Origin of the sequence: Cohnella rhizoplanae, assembly GCF_948329515.1 — a bacterium.
Classification (GTDB): Bacteria; Bacillota; Bacilli; order Paenibacillales; family Paenibacillaceae; genus Cohnella; species Cohnella rhizoplanae.
This window is the reverse complement of record NZ_CAOJCN010000058.1, coordinates 1-1,032: the sequence shown is the minus strand read 5'-3', so window position 1 is coordinate 1,032 and position 1,032 is coordinate 1. Positions and strand designations below refer to the sequence as shown.

Here is a 1,032-nt window from a genome sequence, read left to right as displayed (position 1 = left end):
ATCTATGCCAGTAACCACAGTAGGTAATCCGTAATATAAATACTCATAAATTTTAATAGGATCAACAGCCTGAGAAAGTGAACTATCCTTAAAAGGAATAATTCCGACATTCCAGTTCTTAACATAATCTCGCAACAATGATGGTTGAACTTTACCATGGTAATTTGCATTTTGAAACTTCTTTAACCTAATTAACGTTTCCTTGTTAGCACCATATCCAATAATATGCAAAATAATGCTTTTGTTTTCCAATATTTTAAACACAAGTTCCCAATCAAACCATGACTCTGTTAAATGTCCAAAATACCCAACATGAATAACATTATCATTTGCAGTCCCATTCCTAGAGATATAGGCGGGACCTAACAATTCTTTATCATATCCATTCCCAATCAGTACAATATCGTTTCTAAGAAAGTTAAATTTATCTATTAATGGTCGTGAAACAGCAGTAATAATATCAGCGGCAAGTATTAGCCGCTCTTCTTCCCTTCTTGAATACCAAGATGCCTGTCCGACCTTAAAGAATTCCTCCCATTCATCCATGATGTCGTATATTATCGTAAAATTATTTGACCTCAAATCGGCAGTAATATTATTATATTGAGTCGATGGAATATTAAAAATTGCATATTTCTGTTTAATCTCTGCGATGGACTTCAGCAAGTATAATGAATCAAAAAAAGCATACATAGGAATTACAAACACATTGTGATACACTTCTTTAAATGCTGATTCTATGACTTCTTCAGTAGTCCATTGCCATACAACAAACAACGATACATGATTTTTTTTCGAAAGATACTTAGCCAAGTTTATTGTTCTCTGATTATACAATTCATCAAAGGGAAAAGCAGAGGGGATAACCGAAACGCCATTTATTTCTTGCCTCTGATATCTTTCTAGTATTGTTTTATAAATGGTTTCCAATTGATTAGTGGCTATAACTTTACGCTTCTTTTGTAGCTTATGTTTGGACAATTTCAAAAAAGTTTTAAATCCGTCGTTCTTAATAATTTTAATGGATTTATA

At 32.4% G+C, this 1,032-nt stretch carries 1 protein-coding gene; it reads right to left on the bottom strand.

The window, feature by feature from the left end:
- Positions 1-987, bottom strand: a 987-nt coding sequence (locus PQG80_RS28775; RefSeq protein WP_271755297.1) for a glycosyltransferase family protein, incomplete at its 3' end; no start/stop codon positions are given.
- Positions 988-1,032: the final 45 nt, after the last annotated feature.